This is a genomic window from Streptomyces agglomeratus, assembly GCF_001746415.1.
Taxonomy (GTDB): Bacteria; Actinomycetota; Actinomycetes; order Streptomycetales; family Streptomycetaceae; genus Streptomyces; species Streptomyces agglomeratus.
In genome coordinates, this window is sequence record NZ_MEHJ01000001.1 from 1,706,004 (window position 1) to 1,721,116 (window position 15,113).

Annotated in this window: 29 protein-coding genes and 1 pseudogene; 13 read left to right on the forward strand and 17 right to left on the reverse strand. The window is 66.6% G+C overall.

Annotated features, from left to right (window positions below):
* The 13 genes from AS594_RS07115 to AS594_RS07170 all read left to right on the forward strand — a co-directional run bounded on the left by AS594_RS07115 (position 1) and on the right by AS594_RS07170 (position 9,160).
* Entirely contained in the window at positions 1-1,200 is a 1,200-nt protein-coding gene (locus AS594_RS07115) for a hypothetical protein (protein WP_069935017.1), read from the forward strand.
* Positions 1,201-1,411: 211 nt separating this feature from the next.
* Positions 1,412-1,939 carry a hypothetical protein gene (locus AS594_RS07120; RefSeq protein ID WP_069935018.1) on the forward strand — a complete coding sequence of 176 codons (528 nt, stop codon included), beginning with the start codon at positions 1,412-1,414 and terminating at the stop codon, positions 1,937-1,939.
* Positions 1,940-1,984: 45 nt separating this feature from the next.
* A complete protein-coding gene (locus tag AS594_RS07125) occupies positions 1,985-2,959 on the forward strand; it encodes a N4-gp56 family major capsid protein (RefSeq protein ID WP_079148694.1) in 975 nt (324 codons plus the stop codon).
* Entirely contained in the window at positions 2,959-3,231 is a 273-nt protein-coding gene (locus AS594_RS07130; protein WP_069935020.1) for a hypothetical protein, read from the forward strand. The genes AS594_RS07125 and AS594_RS07130 overlap by 1 nt, the downstream gene beginning before the upstream one ends.
* A gap of 123 nt (positions 3,232-3,354) precedes the next feature.
* Positions 3,355-3,651 (forward strand): hypothetical protein, encoded by a 297-nt coding sequence (locus tag AS594_RS07135; protein ID WP_069935021.1) that lies wholly within the window; start codon positions 3,355-3,357, stop codon positions 3,649-3,651.
* A 1-nt stretch (position 3,652) separates the two neighbouring features.
* Complete coding sequence (locus tag AS594_RS07140; protein ID WP_069935022.1) at positions 3,653-4,033, forward strand: hypothetical protein; 381 nt, start codon at positions 3,653-3,655, stop codon at positions 4,031-4,033.
* Between the two features lie 9 nt (positions 4,034-4,042).
* Positions 4,043-4,951, forward strand: coding sequence for a phage adaptor protein (locus AS594_RS07145; protein ID WP_069935023.1), 909 nt, complete (start codon positions 4,043-4,045; stop codon positions 4,949-4,951).
* Between the two features lies 1 nt (position 4,952).
* Complete coding sequence (locus tag AS594_RS07150; protein ID WP_069935024.1) at positions 4,953-6,275, forward strand: hypothetical protein; 1,323 nt, start codon at positions 4,953-4,955, stop codon at positions 6,273-6,275.
* 9 nt (positions 6,276-6,284) lie between these two features.
* Positions 6,285-8,195 (forward strand): hypothetical protein, encoded by a 1,911-nt coding sequence (locus AS594_RS07155; protein ID WP_069935025.1) that lies wholly within the window; start codon positions 6,285-6,287, stop codon positions 8,193-8,195.
* An 8-nt stretch (positions 8,196-8,203) separates the two neighbouring features.
* Entirely contained in the window at positions 8,204-8,500 is a 297-nt protein-coding gene (locus AS594_RS07160; protein WP_069935026.1) for a hypothetical protein, read from the forward strand.
* Entirely contained in the window at positions 8,497-8,739 is a 243-nt protein-coding gene (locus AS594_RS07165; protein WP_069935027.1) for a peptidoglycan-binding domain-containing protein, read from the forward strand. Before AS594_RS07160 ends, AS594_RS07165 begins: the two co-directional genes overlap by 4 nt.
* Before the next feature lie 2 nt (positions 8,740-8,741).
* Positions 8,742-8,912: a hypothetical protein gene (locus tag AS594_RS44525; protein WP_167367994.1), complete on the forward strand. Its 171-nt coding sequence runs from the start codon at positions 8,742-8,744 to the stop codon at positions 8,910-8,912.
* Positions 8,909-9,160, forward strand: a complete 252-nt coding sequence (locus AS594_RS07170; protein WP_069935028.1) for a hypothetical protein — start codon at positions 8,909-8,911, stop codon at positions 9,158-9,160. The genes AS594_RS44525 and AS594_RS07170 overlap by 4 nt, the downstream gene beginning before the upstream one ends.
* Before the next feature lie 260 nt (positions 9,161-9,420).
* On the opposite strand, the gene AS594_RS07175 is transcribed toward AS594_RS07170, so the two are convergent.
* The 17 genes and pseudogenes from AS594_RS07175 to AS594_RS47215 form a co-directional block, all read right to left on the reverse strand.
* Positions 9,421-9,660: a hypothetical protein gene (locus AS594_RS07175; protein ID WP_069935029.1), complete on the reverse strand. Its 240-nt coding sequence runs from the start codon at positions 9,658-9,660 to the stop codon at positions 9,421-9,423.
* A gap of 117 nt (positions 9,661-9,777) precedes the next feature.
* Positions 9,778-10,107, reverse strand: coding sequence for a hypothetical protein (locus tag AS594_RS07180; RefSeq protein ID WP_069935030.1), 330 nt, complete (start codon positions 10,105-10,107; stop codon positions 9,778-9,780).
* Positions 10,108-10,308 (reverse strand): hypothetical protein, encoded by a 201-nt coding sequence (locus tag AS594_RS07185; RefSeq protein ID WP_069935031.1) that lies wholly within the window; start codon positions 10,306-10,308, stop codon positions 10,108-10,110. It abuts the gene before it with no gap.
* Positions 10,256-10,894 (reverse strand): toprim domain-containing protein, encoded by a 639-nt coding sequence (locus AS594_RS46020; RefSeq protein WP_069935032.1) that lies wholly within the window; start codon positions 10,892-10,894, stop codon positions 10,256-10,258. The genes AS594_RS07185 and AS594_RS46020 overlap by 53 nt, the downstream gene beginning before the upstream one ends.
* Before the next feature lie 43 nt (positions 10,895-10,937).
* Positions 10,938-11,156 (reverse strand): annotated as a pseudogene (locus AS594_RS47880) (CHC2 zinc finger domain-containing protein); the annotation flags it as partial.
* Positions 11,096-11,503, reverse strand: a complete 408-nt coding sequence (locus AS594_RS44535; protein WP_069935033.1) for a hypothetical protein — start codon at positions 11,501-11,503, stop codon at positions 11,096-11,098. The pseudogene AS594_RS47880 and the gene AS594_RS44535, both read right to left, overlap by 61 nt.
* Positions 11,500-11,820, reverse strand: coding sequence for a hypothetical protein (locus AS594_RS07200; protein ID WP_069935034.1), 321 nt, complete (start codon positions 11,818-11,820; stop codon positions 11,500-11,502). The genes AS594_RS44535 and AS594_RS07200 overlap by 4 nt, the downstream gene beginning before the upstream one ends.
* Positions 11,817-12,041 (reverse strand): hypothetical protein, encoded by a 225-nt coding sequence (locus AS594_RS07205; RefSeq protein ID WP_069935035.1) that lies wholly within the window; start codon positions 12,039-12,041, stop codon positions 11,817-11,819. The genes AS594_RS07200 and AS594_RS07205 overlap by 4 nt, the downstream gene beginning before the upstream one ends.
* Positions 12,034-12,402, reverse strand: a complete 369-nt coding sequence (locus AS594_RS07210; RefSeq protein WP_069935036.1) for a DUF2493 domain-containing protein — start codon at positions 12,400-12,402, stop codon at positions 12,034-12,036. Before AS594_RS07210 ends, AS594_RS07205 begins: the two co-directional genes overlap by 8 nt.
* Positions 12,387-12,539 carry a hypothetical protein gene (locus AS594_RS44540; protein WP_167367997.1) on the reverse strand — a complete coding sequence of 51 codons (153 nt, stop codon included), beginning with the start codon at positions 12,537-12,539 and terminating at the stop codon, positions 12,387-12,389. The genes AS594_RS07210 and AS594_RS44540 overlap by 16 nt, the downstream gene beginning before the upstream one ends.
* Positions 12,536-12,697 (reverse strand): hypothetical protein, encoded by a 162-nt coding sequence (locus tag AS594_RS44545; RefSeq protein WP_167367998.1) that lies wholly within the window; start codon positions 12,695-12,697, stop codon positions 12,536-12,538. Before AS594_RS44545 ends, AS594_RS44540 begins: the two co-directional genes overlap by 4 nt.
* 181 nt (positions 12,698-12,878) lie before the next feature.
* Positions 12,879-13,124, reverse strand: a complete 246-nt coding sequence (locus tag AS594_RS07220; protein ID WP_069935038.1) for a hypothetical protein — start codon at positions 13,122-13,124, stop codon at positions 12,879-12,881.
* Positions 13,121-13,306 carry a hypothetical protein gene (locus AS594_RS07225; protein ID WP_069935039.1) on the reverse strand — a complete coding sequence of 62 codons (186 nt, stop codon included), beginning with the start codon at positions 13,304-13,306 and terminating at the stop codon, positions 13,121-13,123. The genes AS594_RS07220 and AS594_RS07225 overlap by 4 nt, the downstream gene beginning before the upstream one ends.
* Positions 13,303-13,557 carry a hypothetical protein gene (locus AS594_RS07230; protein ID WP_141747158.1) on the reverse strand — a complete coding sequence of 85 codons (255 nt, stop codon included), beginning with the start codon at positions 13,555-13,557 and terminating at the stop codon, positions 13,303-13,305. Before AS594_RS07230 ends, AS594_RS07225 begins: the two co-directional genes overlap by 4 nt.
* Complete coding sequence (locus tag AS594_RS07235) at positions 13,557-14,096, reverse strand: hypothetical protein (protein ID WP_069935041.1); 540 nt, start codon at positions 14,094-14,096, stop codon at positions 13,557-13,559. Before AS594_RS07235 ends, AS594_RS07230 begins: the two co-directional genes overlap by 1 nt.
* Positions 14,096-14,908 (reverse strand): AAA family ATPase, encoded by an 813-nt coding sequence (locus tag AS594_RS07240; RefSeq protein WP_167367999.1) that lies wholly within the window; start codon positions 14,906-14,908, stop codon positions 14,096-14,098. The genes AS594_RS07235 and AS594_RS07240 overlap by 1 nt, the downstream gene beginning before the upstream one ends.
* Positions 14,909-14,932: 24 nt before the next feature.
* Positions 14,933-15,055: a hypothetical protein gene (locus AS594_RS47215; RefSeq protein ID WP_276207393.1), complete on the reverse strand. Its 123-nt coding sequence runs from the start codon at positions 15,053-15,055 to the stop codon at positions 14,933-14,935.
* Between the last annotated feature and the right edge of the window lie 58 nt (positions 15,056-15,113).

Consider the following 15,113-nt stretch of genomic DNA (forward strand, 5'->3'; position numbering starts at 1 on the left):
ATGAGCTACCCCGTACAGCAGAACATCCCGGACGAGTTCGACGACGAACTTGACCTGCCCGAGCCGGGGGGCAACAAGGCTGCCGTGGCCAAGGCGAGAGCGCAGCTGGGCAAGCACAAGGGCGCCGCCTCTGCGGCTAACGCCCAGTACAACAGGGCCAAGGCGGAGGCTGCCCGGCAGACGGCCAAGCTCGGCAAAAAGGGCCTCAGCATCAAGGAGAAGGCCGCCGCTGCCAACGCGCGCAAGAGGGCAATGGGGGTGATGGCGTCCTCGGTCAAGGCCCGTGACGCCGCCGTGAAGGCGCAGACGGCAGCCCAGGGCAAGGTCTACGAGGCCAACGGCCAGTTCGACAAGCTGCTGAAGGGCGCCAACAGGGACGCCTACATGGCGCTGAAGTCCCTCTTCAGCCAGTACGGCCTGGGAAGTCTGGCGGGCAAGATCTTCGAGTACGTGAAGCAGGGGTACGGGGCCGACACCATCGGCCTGCTGCTCCAGGACACCAAGGAGTACAAGGAGCGCTTCGCCGCGAACGAAGTGCGCGCGAAAGCGGGGCTGCCCGTCCTGAACCCTGCCGAGTACCTGTCGGCGGAGTCGGCGTACCGCCAGATCCTTAACAGCGCGGGCCTGCCCAAGGGCTTCTACGACAACCCTGCGGATTTTCGGTCCTGGATCGCCGGCGACGTGTCGCCCACTGAGATCAAGGGCCGGGTGGACCTGGCCGTGGAGGCCACCCAGCAGGCGAACCCCAGTTACAAGCAGGCTCTCTACAAGATGTACGGCATCGCGGAGGCCGACCTGACGGCCTACTTCCTGGACCGCAAGCGAGCAGAGCCCCTGCTGAAGAAGCAGGCCACCGCGGCGGCCATCGGCGCCGCTGCTCTGCGCAGGGGCTTCGGTGCGAACCGCACCGATCTGGAGGGCTACGCGACTCTGGGCATCACCGGAGCCCAAGCGGAAGAGGGCTACGGGAGGATCGCTGAGGGCTTCGAGACGATGCTGGGCCTTGCGGGCCGGTACGGCTCCAGCTGGTCCCAGAAGGACGCGGAGCAGGACGTCTTCACCCCCGGCGCCGCGCGGACCGTGGGGTCCGAGAACGCGGCCGAGAAGGGCAAGCGGCTGAAGAGTCAGGAAAGGGCGATGTTCGCCGGAGGCCGCGGCTCTTCGAGCCAGGGCCTGAACGCTGGGTATCGTCAGACGTAAGCGCCCTTGAGCGCGCGAATTGCCTTAGCCCCCGGTCAGGGATCGGGGGCTTTGTGCTGCCCTGGGGTACAAGTTGTACGTCTTGTACAAAACGGGGGTACAGTCCCGCCGCGACGGATACACCGGCCCCGTCCCATGTCAAGTCCGGTAGCGGAGCGCGGACCCCTTCCCCGGGGGCGAGTAGGCCGCGAGGGAGTACAGGGAGTTTGCAGTGAGCGAGTACAGCTTCGGATTTGACCCCACCGACGACCAGTCGGACCTGGGCGAGACGAACGACCAGCAGCAGGGCCCCAAGTGGTTCCGTGACGGACTGGCCAAGCTCTCGGGACAGGTGAAGGCGCTGGAGGACGAGAACTCTCGCCTCAAGGCAGCGCAGGTCAAGAACCAGGTAGCGGACGCGCTCAAGGCGAAGGGGTACGCCCCCTCAGCGGCAACGCTGTACACGGGCGAGCCCGACAAGCTGGACGACTGGCTGACCGCCCACGGCGGCGCCCTCGCAAAGCTTCCTGCCGATGGGCAGGAGCAGGGCGAGGAGCAGCCCCCCGGGACCCCGGTCTCCACCGTTCCGGCTGATGGTCAGGACGCACTCCAGCGCATGCAGGAGGCCGGCACGCAGGGCGTGGCGCCTCCGCAGGGCACTGACAAGGAACTCGCCGCCGCACTGAAGGCAGCGAACCCCGAGCAGTTCGCGGCGCTCATGCGCGCGAACGGCAGTCAGCACGACTGGACGAGCTTCTGACCTCTCCCCGTCCCTACGGCACCCCGGAAGGGGTGAGAGGCCACCATGGCTAACGCCTATACCGACATGACGGCCATGTCGAATGCGGTACAGACCGCGTACGACAAGACCTTCGAATTCGCGCTTCGCAGCCAGCCCCTGTTCCGGGCTGTGGCGGACAAGCGACCGCACAACATGACCGCCCCCGGTCAGTCCATCGTCCTTGAGCGGTACCAGGACATGGCCACGGCCACGACCGCGCTCACCGAGACGACCGACCCGGACTCGGTCGCCCTGGGCAACCCGACCACGGTGACGCTCACGCTGAACGAGTACGGCAACCCGGTCCTGAGGACCCGCAAGCTGCACCTGTTCTCGCTGACGGACGTGGACCCGGCCATCGCCAACATCGTGGCCTACAACGCGGCCGACTCCGTGGACTCGATCGTTCAGACCGAGCTGCGAGCCGGCACCAACGTGATCCAGCGCAAGGCTGGAGTGGTCAGCTACGCGACCAACGGCACCGCGTCCGTCCCGGTCGGCACGACTATGGCGGCCACGGACGGCTTCACGTCCGCCATCGCTCGTCTCGCTCCGGTCAAGCTCCGCGCCAACAAGGCGGTGCCCCGCAAGGGCTCGCTGTACTGGGCCGCGATCCACCCCGAGGTCGCGTACGACCTCCGCTCGGAGACCGGTGTGGGCGGCTGGCGTCAGCCTCACGAGTACAGCGCGGTCGGCAACATCTGGGCGGGCGAGGTCGGCGCCTACGAGGGCGCCTTCTACGTGGAGACTCCTCGTTGTTACAACTCCGTGGACGCCGGTACGGGCGACAACACGGTGAGGCGCTTCCGTACGTACTACGCGGGCCAGCAGGCCCTTGCGGAGGCTGTGGCGGACGAGTTCCACATCGTCGCCGGTCCCGTCGTGGACAAGCTGGCGCGCTTCCGGCCTCTCGGCTGGTACGGCGTGGCGGGCTGGAAGCGCTACCGCGAAGAGGCGCTGATCCGCGCCGAGACGACCTCCACCATCAACAGCAGCTGATGGCGGACTGGACGTTCCGGACCCCGTCTGTCGACGAGGGTCCGGCGTCCTGGTCGAACCCGCTCTTCTACCGGATCAAGCTCGCCCGCGGGATCACGATTCTGGAGACCTTGGGCGCCTACCGGGCTCTGCGGTTCCCGACTCAGGACGAGATCGCGGCAGCGACCACCACGTACATGGGCGGTCACGAGTACACCGTCTCGGACGACACCAAGGCCGCTCTGATAGCGGCTGGCGTGGGCGTCACGGACGCCAACTTCACCGCTCAGTGAGGGCGACATGGACAAGGACTGCGAGCCGACCGGTAACGGCGGCAACAGCACCATCACCAACCAGGACGAGCAGGAGATCCTGGACCGCTGCGTCCAGATCCCCACGCGCACGGAGGGGCAGCAGTGACGGGCGAGCGCTGCACCTCGGGGTGCAGGACCAAGGACCACGACTCGTACGGCGCGTGCCTTCAGTCCAAGGGCGTGAAGACGTACCTGGCGAGCCCCAGTAAGGGCCTGGACGGCACCGCGCAGAAGAAGTGGGACGCCGAGCTGTCGGCGTACGCCAACGCCCGTAAGCAGGGCATACAGCCCGACGGGACGACCATGCAGAAGGTCACGGCCGCCATCAAGGCCAGTGACAAGGTCGGCGCCGCGTATGGCCGCGATTTCAACGTCGCCGGCCCCATGAAGGGGGCCTGACATGCCTGACGGCAGTCCCGCATACAGGAACGAGTCCCTGGCGCACGGCGCCAAAACGGCCGCCCCTGCCATCAACGCGGCTCTGGCCACGCTCACCACACCCCCGGCCGGTTACTACCGGGTGGAGATCTGGTGCGGCCTGTCCGGCACCGTGGGCACTGTGGACGCCTCGAACTTCGAGTTCCGCAAGGGCTCGACGGTGATGGCCGTACTGGCCGTGTCCGGCAACGGCACGGGTGCCACGGCCTCCAATACTGCCAACGGGCCGTACACGCTGCACGTGAACCTGGACGGTGCCACCTCCATCACGGTCAACGCCACCGCCGGCGCCACCGCGTCGTCCGTGTATCACTGCACGATGATCGCCACCCGGCTGAACTGAGGGCGACCAATGCCGACCTTCAATCAGCTCGTCACACGCGTGAAGCAGCAGACGATGGGCTTCACCCTGGACCAGGCTTCAGTGTCCGAGCTGGCTGCGCCCATGGACGCTGACGACACGTCCTTCACGTGCGATTCCGGCACGGTGGCCAACCTGTCCCGGGGCATCGTCGAAATCGACGATGAGCTGATCCTGGTCAAGACGTTCGAGCCCACGAGCGGCGTGGTCTCCGTCATGGGCCTGGCCAATGGGCGTGGGTACGAGGGCACCACGGCAGCAGCACACGCGGCCAACGCCCTGGTGACCGCCTCGCCCGCCTTCCCGCGGGCGCGCATCAAAGAGGCCCTCAACGACACCATCACGGCCCTGTACCCGCACCTGGTCGTGTTCGACACGACCGAGATCACGTACAACGCGGCTCAGATGGAATACGAGCTGCCCGCAGCCGTGAAGGACGTCTGGTACGTGGTCGCCAAGACGGTCGGGCCCAGCAAGATCTCACAGCCCATGTCCAATTGGCGCTACAACCCGAAGGCCCGGACGACGGACTTCGCGTCAGGCAAGTCGATCCAGCTCTTCGACGCCATCACGCCCGGCCAGGCCGTCAAGGTCGTGTACGCCAAGGCCCCGGCAACGCTGTCTGCCGGCGCGGACGACTTCGCCACGGTGACCGGTTACCCGGACCGCTACGTGGACCTGGTTCTCTACGGGACGCTCAAGCGCGTGCTTCCCGCCCTGTTGTCGGGACGGCTCCAGCAGCAGAGCGTGGAGGCCACGGAGCGGGCCATGCTCGTGTCCCCGCGGGACATCTCCTCCGCGATCCAGATGAACGCCTCGCTCTACGCAGAGCGCCTGGAAGAGGAGCGAAGCCTGATGTTCGCGGAGATCCCCAACTACGCCACGTTCCAGGGGAGCTGACATGGCGAACAGCTACTTCTACAGCAACACGGCCGTGGAGACGACCCTGACGGGCTCGATCGCAGCCGGCTCCACATCCATCTCCGTGGGGTCAACCGGTGGTTTCCCGCTCACTTTCCCCTACGTCCTGGCGCTCGACTACGGCAGCGCCGCCGAAGAGCTGGTGACAGTCACGGCAGTGGCCGGACTGACTCTCACGGTGACCCGTGGCTTCGGTGGCACGTCCGCTCAGTCGCATTCCCTGGGCGCCGTGGTGCGCCACGTGGTCAACGCCATTGACCTGACGGACTTCCGTACGCACGAGGGGGCCACAGGGGCCGTCCACGGCCTCACAGGGTCCATCGTCGGCACCTCCGACACTCAGACCCTGACGAACAAGACCCTGACGTCTCCCACGATCAACGCCGGGGCCCTCTCGGGCACCTTCACCGGCACACCCACGCACTCGGGGGCTCAGGTCTTCACCGGGGGACCCTTCTTCCAGGGCGCATCTACGGCGGCCATGGTGGCCGCCTACTGGGTTACCGGGGACACGGTCCCCCGCCTGGCAGTCGTGGGCAGCGGGCAGCTCCAGTGGAGCAATGGCGCCACGACGGCAGACGCCATTCTCTACCGCGAGGGGAGCAGCACCCTCGCCACGCTGGGGCTCTTCCGCTCGTACCGTTCTTCGGCATCCACCACGTCGTACAGCGCGCGCGTTACGGGTGACACGCAGAGCCGCCTGGATATCCAGGCCGACGGGGCGATCAGCTGGGGCGCCGGAGGCGCCTCCGCTCCGGACACCACGCTCTACCGCTCCGCGGCGAACACACTGAAGACGGATGACTCCTTGGTGGTCACGGGAGACCTGACGGTCTCCGGCGTCGGGCAGATCCTCTTTGCCCGTAAGACGAGCGCCACCAACCGGGCATCCGATCCGACGCCTTCGGCAGACCCGGACCTCCAGCTGTCCGTAGCCGCCAATGCGGTCTACGTGATGGAAGCCATGATCGCCTATGCCGCCGATGGCGGCGCGAGCCAGGGCCGTCTGAATATCGACTGGTCTGCCCCCGCCGGGGCAACCGGCACCTGGACCGGAAACCTCGTCGACACCGCCGCCACGGCTGAGCCTGCGCTGATGAGGGCCCTGGGCAACGACCTCACGGCCGCCCGCAGCTCGGGCGCCTACGGCACCGCCACGGACGCGGCAATCATGCTCCGGGGCCTGCTCGTCACCGCAGGCACCGCGGGCACGTACAGCTTCATGTGGGCTCAGCTGACGTCCGACGTCACCGGCACCATCGTCCGAGAGCACTCCTGGCTCAAGCTCCAGCGCGTGGCGTAAGGAAGGCTCATGGCAGGGATCGTTGCACGGCTGCCGTTCCCGCTCAGCGGGCGCTCGTCTTCGGCGTCCACGTACGGCCTCACCGACGTGGCGTACTCGTACGCCATCGGCGGGATGCCGTTCCTTTCCGCCATCAACGATGAGCGGCCCATGACCCGCTCGGGTGCGCCCATGCGCAAAGAGCAGGTGGACCAGCAGCAGATCCCGGGAGAGCAGTCGCTGGCAGCCTGGTGGCTGCGGTCGCAGGCGAGCTTCATCGGGGGCCAGGGGGTCCTCTATCAGGACCCCAGCTCGGACAACCAGTACGCGATCAGGTACGCGGAGAGCGTGGGCGTGAACCCTTGGGTGAACGGCAGGCTCACGCTCCTGCGCGAGACCTCCCAGCGCATCGCGGACGCCACGGCCAACCGTCATCACCTGCTGGGCTGGAGCGACGGCACAGACCGGTACTGGTCGGCCGTGGGCAACGTTCTGAAGAGCGACACGGGCGCAGCCATCACCACCATCACGTGGGGCGGCGCCAACACCATCCGCTCCCTGACGTCCGACGGTACGAATTACTACGCCGCGGACAACGTCCAGGTGTACCGGGGCGCCGGCAACGGTGCAGGAGCCGCCTGGACGGCCACTGGGACCACGAACGCGCTCGTGCGCTGGGTCAAGGGCCGCATCATGGTCGCGCTCGACAACGCCCTGCACGAGACGACCAGCGCAGGCGTGAAGACGCTCCGTTTCACGCACCTCAACAGCGCGTGGACCTGGACCGACATGGCGGAGGGCACGAACGCCATCTACGCGAGCGGCTACGCCGGCTCGCAGTCGGACATCTACAAGCTTGTCCTGGACACCTCGGGCAACGTCCCCACGCTCGCCTCCGGCGGCATCATCGCGGCCCAGCTGCCGCGCGGTGAGGTCGTGCACTGCATGACTACGTACCTGGGGACCTTCATCGGCATCGGGACCTCCCGGGGTTTCCGCGTCGGAGAGATCGACGAGCAGGGCGACATCAAGTACGGTCCGCTGCTCATCGAGAACAGCAGCGGCGTGAAGAGCATCGCTGCGTACGATCGCTTCTTCTTCGTCGCCTGTACGAACGCCATCGAGAGCAAGTCGGGCCTGTACCGCGTGGACCTGGGCCAGCCCATCCAGGACAACGGCGGGTCCCCGAGCGTGCGCTACGCGTACGCCACGGACCTCCAGGCGAAGGTGACAGGAGAGGTCAGCGCGGTCACCGTCTTCGGCAACAGCAACCGTATGGCCCTCGCCGTGACGGGACAGGGCTCGTATCTGGAGTCCGCAAGCGTGCTGGAGGCGTCCGGATATCTCAAGACCGGCCGCGTCCGCTACAACACGCTTGAGCCGAAGATCTACAAGTTCGTGACGGTCAAGACCCCGACGAGCCTCATGGGCTCGGTGGGCGTCTCGGTCATCGACGCCGGCGGAGCCGACACCTCCATCATCACCGTCTCCGAGGGCTCCTCCACGGCCATTGAGGACGTCATTCTGACGTCCCCCGCCACAGCTGCCGAGTGGATTCAGCTCAAGCTGACGCTGTCCCGCTCAGCCGTGGACACCACCGAGGGCGGAGAGATCAACGGCTGGCAGCTCAAGGCCATGCCGGGGAGCGTGCGCCAGCGCGTGTTCACCATCCCCCTCCTGTGCTTCGACAAGGAGAAGGACCGACACGGACAGATGGTGGGCTCCGAGGGACGCACCCGCGCCCGACTCGAAAGCTTTGAGCAGCTCTTCGCCGCGGGGGACGCGGTCAGCTTCCAAGACCTCGCGGACGACCTCTCATACCTGGTCGTCATCGACGACTACAAGTTCGAGCAGAAGGCCCAGCCGGGCACCAACCGGTCCAACTACGGCGGGGTGCTCTGGGTAGAGCTGCGCACCATCGCTGACGTGATCACCGCATAAGGACAGACGTGGAATACGAACTGATCGAAGCCGACGGGCAGGACAAGTACGACCCCGCGCCCTTCCTCTCGTACGCACGGCGCCAGTCCGTCGCCAAGGCGGAGCGGGACCCCATCGTCGGGGACTGGGTCCACTTCTGGAACGGCGAGCGCTGCTGGGCCGGGGTCGTCACTCAGGACGACCTGGACTCGGTATGGCTCTCCTGCGTACCGCCGGGTGAGACGTCATTCCAACCCATACGCGACGTCGCGCACGACGAGGGCCGGGGAGAGAACACCTGGCACTGGCCGGAGGCCGTCTCGTGAGCCCCGGTGAGTGGATGCCCAGGACGGTCATCATCGCGCCGGCCAACACGGCCGAGCGAGAGGCCGTGAAGACGGCCCAGAGGGCCCTTCGGCTCCCCGAGACCGGGGACATGGACAACGCCACGAAGGCCGCTCTGCGGGGCGTACAGAACCTCTTCAAGCTCCCGGTCACAGGAGTGCTGGACCGGGCCACAGCGGAGGCGTTGGACCGCCTGCGCCCGCCATCACTGAGGGAGTGACCGTGAATTACATGGACATCGTGGAGCGCGCCGGCTGGACCGGCGCAGAGGCGGCCCTGGCTGTCGCGATCGTGGAACTCGGAGACGTCAGCCTCTGGTGGGCGGCGCCTCTGGCCCTGGTCCTGGCAGCAGCCAAGACCTGGGTGGTGAACAGCAGAAAGGCGGCAGCGTGAACGACGACACAGGGTCGGTCGCCGTCGCGCTCGCAGACCTGCGAGGGGCGGTGGACACAGGCTTCGCCAAGCTGAACGGACGGCTGGACGTCGCGCTCCAGCGCACGGACACCGTGGAGCGGGAAGTGGCGGAGCTGAAGGTGAAGCTCTCCACCTTGGAGAGCAAGGTCTGGAAGTGGAGCGTGGCCGCCGCGGCCGTAGGCACGGGCGGAGCTACCGGACTCTGGCAGCTGCTCAATGGCGGGTAGCCTGACGTACGGCAGCGCACCTCTCGGGGAACGCAAAAAAGACCCCCTCCAAGCCCGAAGGCAAGGAGGGGGTCTTTGCGTAGTGGAGACCGGCGGGGAGGCTTGGTAAAGCCCCCCTCCCCGCCGGGCCACGCCCCGGAGAGAGGTCGGGGGATCAGCCCGGACCGGGGCGGTGCTCCGACGGCCGGGACGTACCCAGTACGGCCTCGGAGCGTGGTCGACCCATAGTCCTTGGAGAGGAAGCCGACGGCCCCATGATGTCACGCCGGAGGCGGGACCGTGGAGACCACGTCAGCCTCTGCTACGGAGATCGACCGCTGGAAGGTCCGCACCTCTTTCCTGCTGTACTTCACGACGGTCAGGGGCTGACCGGTCTCCGGGGCCAGGCGCCGGGCCAGCCCGGCCGCCGCTTCCTTGTTCGGGAGGCGGGCACCGTCCGTGCCTGGCGCTGGGGAGCCGTTCGGCAGCTCCACGCAGAACCACTCGCTGTCAACTGCCATCGGTCTCGTCCTCCCGGGACGCTCGCTTCTTACTCGCCTGCACAATGCGTCCTCTCCCTCGGCAGCTGCATCCCTTGCGGTGCATCTCGCGATTGAACAGCCAGTGCCAGAAGTGCCTCACGCGTCCTCCCCCGGCTTGATCAGCTCCCACTCGCCCTGCCGGTCCTCCGGCAGCTCGGGCGGGGCGGCCAAGGGCTTGGCAAGCTCGGCCCAGCCGTTGGCCTGCACCGTGGCGCTGTGCACGGGCGGCCTGTACGGCGCAGGAAGGCTCGGGGCGGCCGGGTCGCGCGTGGGAAGGGCGGGCTCGCCCTCCGCAAGGGCGACGATCCGCTTCAGCTTGCGGATCAGTACGTTCTCGTCCTCGCCGGGGTCCAGGGTGACCGTGGTCTCTACGTCCCCGTCGCTCCACTCGAAGCGGACGGGCGTCTTGGTCTTCAGGCTCAGCATCTACGCGGCCTCCTCGAAGGCGTGCTCAAGCTCGGCTTGCAGGAAGGCCGCTATGGCCTCGCGGGAGTGCCAGTGCTCCCGGTCCTCCACCAGCAGGGCCAGCCCGATACGGATGTGCTGGTGAGCGTTGATCTCGTTCTCGGTCTCGTCAGTCGATGAGTGCTCGGAGCCCTTCGGCTCCCTGTTCTCGGTAGACGTCATTGACGTCCGCTCCTCTCGGCATGTTGATGGGGCGGGCCTTGACCTCCCGGGCGAGGAAGTTCGCCATCTTCCCGCCGGCTTCGTCACCGTCCCCGAAGGCGTAGATCACGTCGAAGTCGTCCAGGCAACGCGTCCACCACTTCTTCCAGTGCTTGACGCCGGGGATGCCCACGGCCGGAAGGCCGCACATGGACAGCGTCAGCGCGTCCAGCTCGCCCTCAGCGATGCACAGGAAGGGGCTGTCCGCCTTCAGTGCGGCGACGTTGTAGAGGTTGCGTTCCATGCCGTCGATCGGCAGGTACTTGGGGCAACCTTCGGTCTTGCAGTCGTGGTTCTTCAGGCACCTGAAGGAGAAGTTCACCGGCCCTGCCGGGGTCAGGTACGGGATAACCAGGCGCCCCGTGCGGGCCTCATGCCCGGCCAGAGGCCGGCGTACGACGCCCAGGCGGTACGTAGCGGCGACCTGCGGGCTTATCCCGCGGCTCGTCAGATACGCCTGGGCGCTGGTATCGCCCGCCAGATCTTGCTGGTACGTCGATACCGACGTCTCGAAGAATGATCTCTGCGCGTCGCTGAGCGTCTGCACGGTCGCAGCCCTCCATGGCTCTGATGAGGTCTATCGCCGTGCCCTTGGCGTCGCAGGCGAAGCAGAAGAAGAGATTCTTCTCCGCGGATACGGACATGGACGCACGGCTCTCGCCATGCACGGGGCAGAGGACCAGTTCGTTGCCCCAGCGGCCGGCGTTCAGCTCGACGCCGTAATGGGAGAGGACGGGGGCGAGGGGGATCAGTGCCCCATCACGTCTGTCATCAGGAGTACGGCGAGACGGAGATCCATACGGGCCCACAGCTCGACCTCCTTCTGTCCTTCGTTGTCCCCGGGGTCCCAGGGAAGCAGGACGTACGGTACGTACGCGTCCCACTGCCCGACGCTCTTGTACGGGCGCTTGACGACGAGAACGCAGGTCGTGGCGCCCGCGTTCTCCATCTCGGTCCAGGTCTCGCGGCACCAGGCCGTCAGCAGCTGCGTAGCAGCTGCCTTGACCTCAATGACCACCTTGGGGATACCGGCGACGTCGCCCTTGTCCTTGTTGCCGGACAGGGCCCGCCGCTCGGCCGCGGGCCACCACTCCTGGAGGTACTTGACGACCTCGGACTCCGCCTTGGTGCCCTTGGCCTTGGACTTGGTGCTCACGAGCCTTCCTCTCTCTTCAGTAGGGGAGGCTGCTGGAGCATTCGCGCGATGGCGTCCTCGTACGCCGCCTGGATAGCAGGTGGCACCGTGCTGGGTTGCCCCTTGCGGCGCTCCAGCATGAGCGCCAGGACGCGGTCACGCTGCTGCTCCATGACCTGCTCGATCTCGTCCTGCATGGCCTCGTAAGCGGCGCTGACTTCCTTCCAGCGCTCCATCTGAGACACGGAGACCTCGTAGTCCCCGTCCACGCCCTCGTTGAAGTACGCACCCTTGTAGTAGTCGTCTCCGATGTCGACGCGTACGGTCTCTTCGCTCACAGGCACCGCACCAGGTGCGCTTCACCGAAGCAGTACGCGATGCGCAGGCTGAAGTAGCCCATGCCTAGCTCGGGCACCTCGTGCCACGGGCAGGTGTGGACCCAGTTCCAGCGCTTCAGCTCGGGGTCGTAGAAGACTTTGACCCGCCTCCAAGGAGCTGAGGGCGGGTCGTTGGGCCGGTATTCCGGCAGGTCGTGGGGCAGCAGCCGGCGTTCACTCATTGGGGATCACTCTCACTTCGATGCCCGCCTCCCGGGCGAGCTTCATCGTGTGCTGGGTGCCTTTCCCGCCAGGCAGCGGGAAGGCCAGTACAAGCTCCGCTCCGGCCTTCACCATGCGTTCGTTGCGCTCGGGTCCGGCGGCCTTGCCGCGGGCCTCCCAGGCGGCCGGGAAGCGCTGCTCTTCCACGCGCACGAGCTGGTTGGCAACGCCGGCCCAGTCGTGGGCCATGGCGTCCGCTCCAGTGGCGCAGTCGCCGTGTACGAGCACAAAGGAGCCGTGCTCCTGGTAGACGGCGTTCAGGGCCTCGTAGACGGCCCCGCGGTCCCTCCAGTGACGGGAACCGGTCACGATGACTCGCATGGCCCCTCCTCCGCGACGGGGACCATGACGGTGGCGACGCCGAGAACTTGCCGCTTCTCTTCGGCCCATGCCCAGCCGGCCCGCGGGTCGTTGAACGACCGGGCCTCGGTCACCTCGCCCTTGACGAGCACCTTCACAACGACACGAATGACAGCACCTCTTCCGTCGCGTCGGTGGCATTGCACTTGCGGCAGTACCGCTGCCGCAGCTCGACCACCACCAGCTCCCCGCCGGGGCACTCCAGCAGCTCGCGGGACCAGCTGGACCAGAAGTGGAACCACCAGGGGCAGATCACGAACCCTCCTCAACGAGTCGGAAGAAGCCCGGCTCCCATACGGCGGGCCAGTCCTCCCGGGGCGTCCGGCATCCGTTGCACGGCGCCCCGTCGTGATGACAGACGACCGTCCGGCCATCAGAGAACCGGAGCACGTTCTCCGGCTCCTCGGGCTCCTGCGGCAGCAGCTGTACGCGGGCGCTCATGGCACCTCGATTGCAACGCGTGTGGTGACGGAGTTCTTCATGACGAAGTCCGTCGCCTGCCAGTGGAGCCACTTGTCCAGCTCGCCAAGCTCGCTGTAGCGCTCGTACATGTGCCGGTCGACCTGGAGGCGCATTCCCTCCAGGAAGACGGGTTTCTGGTTGGGCAGGGTCACCATCAGGCTGATGTGCACTGTGACGTTGGCGTCCCAGCGCGGATACGGACGCTTGATCTCGTCGTTCACAGCCGGCTCTCCCGCTCCGCCATGCGGGCCATGCGGGCCTCGGCCCGGCCTCGGTCCTGGAACGTGCCGAAGGCGACGCGCATGTCCCGCTCGGTGTCCCAGACGACGAAGATGGGGTCCACGAAGCCGTAGCTGCGGTGCAGCGCCGAAGGCTCCTGCTCGCGCACCTCGTAGCGGCTCACCGCTTCTCACCCCACGGGGTGTCGATGTAGAGCTGCGAGTCCATGAGAGCGACGTTCCGCCCCGTTACCCAGCGCATGAAGTGCGCGTCGTCGCCCTCGCACATGACGCGGCCTTCGGCCTTGGCCCGGTCGATGAACGCCTGAAGCTCCTCCAGGCTGACGTGCCGGCTTCTGCCGGGCCCAGCGGGGGCCTTGAGCATCACGCGCCGCCAGGCGCTCTGCACGGTGAGGCTTGACCTCCCCTCGCTCATCACTTGCCGCCCTTGGCGAGCGCTGCCATGGCCACCTTCATGACCTCCTCAGTCATGGTGGAGCCGAGCTGTGCGGCCACGGCCGCGCGGGCCTTCTGGACCTGCTCCTGGATGTCCGCCCGGAACGCCTTCTGTACCTCGGCGGCAACCACTTCGGTGATGAAGGGCTTGTTGCAGCGGTAACTGTCCTTCACCTCCGTGAAGGTCTTCTTCGCCTCGTCCATGATGAGTTCGGCCAGCGTGGTCTCGTTGCCGACTCGCTCACCGAAGGAGTTCGTTCGGCGGATCGGGCGCTCCAGCGCCTCCCGGATCAGCGGCTTGACCGCCTCGCGGATCTCCTGGTTGCGGATCTCAGTGACCCGCTCCCGGAGGGCGGTGTACTCCGGATTCTTGACCACGGCGGCCTTGATGAGCTGAGCGACCTTGTCGGCCACCGTCATCTGCCCATCGATGTACTCCTCGCCGTCCCCGTCCACGCGGACGATGTCACCGACAACCGTGTTGAGCGTGACCTCGGGAACCTCGATCTTGATTTCCACTAGCTCCAGTCCTCTTCCTGTCCGCCCCAGCCCTGGTACGAGACCTGGGGTGCGATGTAGTCCCCGACGAAGGACGTCGCTGCGTCCAGGTGCATGGGGAAGTGGTTGTTGGCATCGGCGTCCGCCTTGGCGTGCCTGTTCTTGACGTCCGCCACGTGCAGATCACCCGTGGCGGTAAGACCGCAGGTCACGATGACTTCGGGCAAGGCCGACACCTTGCCCTGCATGTCCCGCTTCCGCGGGCACGGTTTTTTGGTGGCCGCACTGTCAGAGGCATGGTGTACGAGTAGGACATGGGCCCCGGTCTCCCGGGCCAGCACCTTGCCTTGGCGGAGCAAGTCCCGGAGATTCGCCCACTCGTCTCCGCCCGTGTCGTGACCGACGTCAGAGGCAATGTCGATGACGATCTGGTCGGGATAGCGGCCCTCGGCCTCGTGGTACGCGTACGCGCCAAGCCAGATGTCATCCATGGTCGGGTCGGGACGGAAGTCCCAGCGGATGAAGTCGTACGCCTTCAGGATCGCGGCTGACTTCTCGGACTCCGTACGAAGCCACTGCTCAGTGACGTCAGTCGGGGTGCGAGTGGCGATGGCCAGGATTCTGGAGGCAACCGTGTCCTGGTCGCTGTCCGTGCTGAACATCAGCGTGGAGACGCCCATGTTTATGACCGCGTTGAGAACGATCCGGGTCTTGTGGGACCCGGACTCCCCGAACAGCATCGACATGGTGCCGCGACGGAAGCGGATACCGAACGGGCCCCAGGACGGAAAAGCGAGGGGCAGCGGCTCTTTGCCGCTGGCCCCTCGCGTCACGGACCGGGAAAGGGTCTGTGGCATCTATCCCTGTCCCCGTACGAAGAAGAACCACAGGGCGACCAGTGCGCCGATGTAGATCACAAAGTCAAAGCCGCTGAAGACCTGCGGCAGCTTGACCTTCTTCTTGCGCCCGTCTGTGTCCATTCCCCCCTCCCCTCTGTCGCCCACAGTGTGAGGGCCACAGAGGTAGAGGGAGCATGCA